This window comes from Psychromonas sp. (genome assembly GCF_047632995.1).
In the GTDB taxonomy this organism is placed as follows: Bacteria; Pseudomonadota; Gammaproteobacteria; order Enterobacterales; family Psychromonadaceae; genus Psychromonas.
Genome location: NZ_JBLIEK010000189.1, coordinates 1 through 4,744, shown reverse-complemented (window position 1 = coordinate 4,744; position 4,744 = coordinate 1). Strand labels below are relative to the sequence as shown.

At 43.5% G+C, this 4,744-nt stretch carries 6 protein-coding genes; 2 read left to right on the top strand and 4 right to left on the bottom strand.

All coding sequences use genetic code 11. The features are described from left to right. Positions 1–249 (top strand): YkgJ family cysteine cluster protein (locus ACJAT7_RS17920; protein ID WP_415228162.1); only part of this gene is annotated, 249 nt, incomplete at its 5' end. Positions 250–347: 98 nt separating this feature from the next. On the opposite strand, the gene ACJAT7_RS17915 is transcribed toward ACJAT7_RS17920, so the two are convergent. The 4 genes from ACJAT7_RS17915 to ACJAT7_RS17900 all read right to left on the bottom strand — a co-directional run bounded on the left by ACJAT7_RS17915 (position 348) and on the right by ACJAT7_RS17900 (position 3,768). Then, positions 348–611 (bottom strand): YdcH family protein, encoded by a 264-nt coding sequence (locus ACJAT7_RS17915; protein ID WP_415228161.1) that lies wholly within the window; start codon positions 609–611, stop codon positions 348–350. 180 nt (positions 612–791) lie between these two features. Next, positions 792–1,886 carry an ABC transporter permease gene (locus ACJAT7_RS17910; RefSeq protein ID WP_415228160.1) on the bottom strand — a complete coding sequence of 365 codons (1,095 nt, stop codon included), beginning with the start codon at positions 1,884–1,886 and terminating at the stop codon, positions 792–794. Continuing rightward, positions 1,883–2,809: an ABC transporter ATP-binding protein gene (locus tag ACJAT7_RS17905; protein WP_415228159.1), complete on the bottom strand. Its 927-nt coding sequence runs from the start codon at positions 2,807–2,809 to the stop codon at positions 1,883–1,885. The genes ACJAT7_RS17910 and ACJAT7_RS17905 overlap by 4 nt, the downstream gene beginning before the upstream one ends. A gap of 11 nt (positions 2,810–2,820) precedes the next feature. Next, positions 2,821–3,768, bottom strand: coding sequence for an HlyD family secretion protein (locus ACJAT7_RS17900; RefSeq protein ID WP_415228158.1), 948 nt, complete (start codon positions 3,766–3,768; stop codon positions 2,821–2,823). 520 nt (positions 3,769–4,288) lie between these two features. On the opposite strand from ACJAT7_RS17900, the gene ACJAT7_RS17895 reads away from it, so the two are divergent. Next, on the top strand, positions 4,289–4,744 hold a 456-nt coding region (locus tag ACJAT7_RS17895), incomplete at its 3' end, for a PEP/pyruvate-binding domain-containing protein (protein WP_415228157.1).

The window sequence follows — 4,744 nt, the reverse complement described above, 5'->3', positions numbered from 1 at the left end:
AACTGTGAGGCCTGCTGCTGCCGCTTGGAGGTGATGCTGCTTACCGAGACGGGCGTGCCCGATAATTATATCGGGATAGATAAGTGGGGTGGCCCGGTTATGGCGCGCTTAGATGATGGATGGTGCGCAGCGTTAGATAGAAACAGCATGCGCTGTAAAATCTACGAGCAACGGCCGATGATTTGCCGTGATTTTGAGATGGGCGAAGAGGAGTGTCTTGTCGAGCGAGCTGATTTTGCTCGGGGATAATGGCTGCTATTTGTCATTGCATCGCAACAATCAATAATCGCTCCTCTGTTTTAAATGTTCGCAAACAGCGGCTAAGATTTACTAGCCGCCAGCAATTATTATTTTTCACCTGTTTTGCTATCGTGATGCGCTTTTAACTGTAAATAAAGTAGATCTTTTAACTGCGCGCGATGATGTTTGAGCTCGTTCATATGCTTATCATCGGTCGGACTGCCTGCTATTTCAAGTTGACGAATATCATAATCTAATATGTGGTATTGCTGTGCTTTTTCTTTAAATTCCAGATTGCTGTGATTTAAATGAACAATGTCTAATTTGAACTCAGGGAAGTCGATAATAAGTGCGTGATTTTCATTTAACATATTGATTCCTCAACAAAGAAAGTTTACCTGATATTTACTATAGCATTGTAAATATGAGCTAAAGTCGAAATAATTTGTTTATATTGATCTACGTAACAAAAAAAGTTGCTGCTAAAGTGAAGGCTGTTTTACTTTCACAAGTTCTGTAAATAATCGCCCAAGCCAGCGCCATTATTTGATTTAATCTAAATTCTTTTTAAATCTGGCGGAGGCAACAATTAAGCCGCTTAACGTAAAGATCAACAACCACAGCGAGTCTCTCCATAGATCCAACAGATCTGCTCCTCGTAAAATGACCCCGCGTATAATACGCATAAAGTGAGTTGCGGGCAGTGCTTCGGATATCCACTGGGCAGCGATTGGCATTCCCTCGTAAGGGAAGATAAAACCCGACAATAAAATGGAGGGCAATAGAATAAAGATGGTCATCTGCATCGCTTGAAGTTGTGTGACAGCAAGAGTGGAGATAACCAGTCCCAGGGTTAGACTTGCTGCAATAAAAAGCAGTGCAGCGAATAATACTTGGCTTAAATCGCCATTAATCGGAATCGAAAATATAAAATATCCAAGACTTAAAATTATGCCGACTTGGATTAAGCCGATAAAAATGTAGGGAATTATTTTACCTATCATCAGTTCAATAGGACGAATGGGAGTGGTGATCAGTAACTCTAAATTGCCGTTTTCCCGCTCTCTTACAATCGCCGCACTGGTGAACATGATCATTGTCATGGTGAGAATAACCCCTAATAATCCCGGTATAATATTAACGGGAGAGCGCCGCGTCGGGTTGAACAAAAGGGTCACTTCGAAGGTTTTTTGTTGTGCTGATGGTATTGCATTGATACCCGATAGGGGCATATTTTGTAACTGCAAAATAGCAGCACTTATTATGGAATCGGATCCATCCACTATCCATTGCCCTAAAATTTCATGCTGAGCAATGCGCTGCGTTAAATTGCTCGGCAAGATCAATACCGCTCTGACCAGACCTTGTTGTATCGCTTGTTCCGCTTCAGTAACAGATCTATATTTTTTGCTAACAGTAACCACCTGCGTGACTTTGACCGCTTCTATTATTAAACGCCCGCTAGCTGAGTTACTTTGGTCAACGATCGCAATGGGGATATTACGGATATCGGTATTAATCGCATAACCGAACAGTAATAATTGAATAAGCGGGATCATAATGACCATAGCAAAGGTGATTCTATCTCTTGAAAGTTGCCGTAATTCTTTGATGATAATGGACTTCATACGAAACAGTGCGTTCATTGCCGCCCCTTTCCTGTGCTGGTGACAAAAACATCTTCCAGGCTGGGCCGTGCAATATTTAATTGTGCTTTCTGCAGTTCGGGAAAGCCCGTCCGTAACCACTGCAGGGGATTATTAATACGGTTGTCCACCAGTACGCGCAAGCGGATACCTATTTGCGCGGCTGAACGAATATTCGGATTTTGTAACAGCGTGGCTTTTAAGGTGCGTAAATTATCCGTTTTCACCTCTACGACCTGCACCCCCATATTCTGCATTAATGTTTCAGGCGCATCGTCCGCGCGGATCACGCCCGATTCCATAATAGCGAGGCGGTGGCAACGCTCTGCCTCATCCATATAATGGGTGGTGACGAGAATGGTCGTACCCTGATCGCTTAAATCAAAGAGTTGCTCCCAGAAATCACGTCTGTTTTCCGGATCGACAGCCGATGTCGGTTCATCTAAAAAAAGTAATTCAGGGTTGTGCATGGTTGCTGCTGCAAGTGATAAGCGCTGTTTTTGTCCGCCGCTCATCCCCGCGACACGCTGCCCTTTTAGTGGTTCGAGTCTGTATCTATGTAACTGTTCTTGAATGCGCAGTTTTAATTGCCCGTTTGGGATAGAATAAATTTGACCTATAAACTGCAAGTTTTCAGTCACACTCAAATCATTATAAAGCGAAAATTTTTGTGTCATATAGCCTATTCTTAAACGCAGCGCTTCGGCTTGTTTAGGGACCGCCAACCCGAGCACGTTTACCTGCCCTGATGTCGGACTTAATAATCCGGTAAGTATGCGGATCATGGTGGATTTTCCGCAACCATTTGGCCCGAGAAAACCATAAATACAGCCTTTGGGTACCGCTAAATCGATACCATCAAGCGCCGTTAAATCAGCAAATTTTTTAGAAATATTGGTCGCTTGGATCACGAGTTCAGGCATAGGCTCCGCTTCTACTTTGTTAAATCAACTTGGGCGGGAATACCTGCAGGTAAATATTGAGCGCTGTCAGGTAACTCTATTTCAGCAAGATACATCAATCGTGAACGCTCATCCTCTGTGAGCGCGTAATAGGGGGTAAATGCGGGATCTGTTGCTATCCAGCGGACAATGCCTTGAAAGGGGGGATCTACCCCATCGACATGAACACTTGCTTGTTGGCCTATCATAAATTTCAGCCGTGATGAGGCTGGGATATAAACGCGTGCGTAGGGGGCGAGACCGGTCTGAATAACAGCAACAAGTGCGCCCATTGGCACTCTTTCTCCAATGTTATAAGGTAGGCTATCGAGAATGCCATTGCGTGTTGCAATAATCGTCAGTTCATCAAGTTTTTGTTGTTGTAATGTGACTTGCGCTTGTGTTGCGGCCAATGCGGCCTGCGCAGCCGCGATATCTTCTAATCGAGCGCCTGCTGTGAGTTTAGCAAGCGTTTCTTTGGCAGCATGGTATGCCGCTATTGCTATATCTTTATTGGCTAATTGCCGCTCAATTTCAGCGCTGCTTGCCAGCCCTTGCTGGAAAAGTTTATTGATGCGGCGATAGCTTTTATCATTGGCTATCAGGCTGGCATCTGCTTGCTCGAGTACCGCCTGAGCAGCTGCGATATCTTCGGGTCTTTCACCATTACTTAAACGTAGCAACTGAGCATTGGTTTTTGCATACTCAGCTTTAGCTTGGGCCAGAACCGCAAGTTGATTTTTATTATCTAATTGAACCAGTATCTGCCCAACAGTGACATGGGTTCCTTCTTTAACGGGAAGTTCACGGATGATCTCATTGGCGGTTGCGGAAAATGTAATTCTATCCCTTTCCAATATACCTAAAGCTTGCCCTGTCGAGCTTTTCTCACAGCCGGCCAATATCGTCAAACAGCCCAGTAAAACGAGTAATATACGCATTTTAATACCTATACTTTTTTAATTTACTAATAGTAGTTAAATTTTCAAAAAAGACAGGGCCTTATACCTTTTTTATTAAAATTTTATAAATTCTCAGCGCGTTACTCGGCAAGATAAAAATAGTGATTTTATCTGTCATTATCAACCCTGCTATTAATCCCTTTAAACGCCACTGTTATCGTCTATTAGGGCTGTTGTAACTTTGCGTTTTTGCTAATAACGTACATACTAAAATATGATTTATTGATTTAATTCACAGACGATTTTGCCAGTGAATTAGTGTTATCGGGCACTCTAAATAGACTATGACTGTTTATGGGTAGAGAGCTTTAATCTAATCATTTTATTATGGGTGACCGGAAGATAGTTTTAAAGCGATCAATTAACAAGCTGATACCCCCTGCGTTTTGTGCTAAATGGTGCTGTTTGCTTGTTGTTTTCTAGCTTAAGGATTTATCTGCTAGAGACATAATTTGCCGGTCTTTTTTGTGATCACCTGAGCTACAAAGGAGCAAAACTGATGACAAAATATGTTTATTTATTTGGCGATGGTCGGGCCGATGGCTCTTTGTCGCTGCGCACGCTGCTCGGAGCAAAAGGTGCCAATCTGGCCGAAATGTCTTCTCTTGGTTTGCCCGTTCCACCCGGATGTACTCTGACAACGGCTGTGTGTAAGGAGTTTCACGACAGTAATGGCAGTTATCCCGAAGAGATGCGAACGCAACTCAATAGTGCGCTGAAAACGCTAGAGGTGCAGATGGGGAAAGTGTTTGGTGATCCCAAAAATCCACTGTTGCTGTCGATCCGCTCCGGTGCCCCCGCTTCTATGCCGGGGATGATGGATACGGTTCTCAATCTTGGCCTGAATGATAAAACGATTGAAGGACTTATTACTCACAGCAAGGATCGCCGTTTTGCCTACGACTCCTATCGCCGTTTTATTCAGATGTATGCCAATGTTGTAATGGGGCTTAGT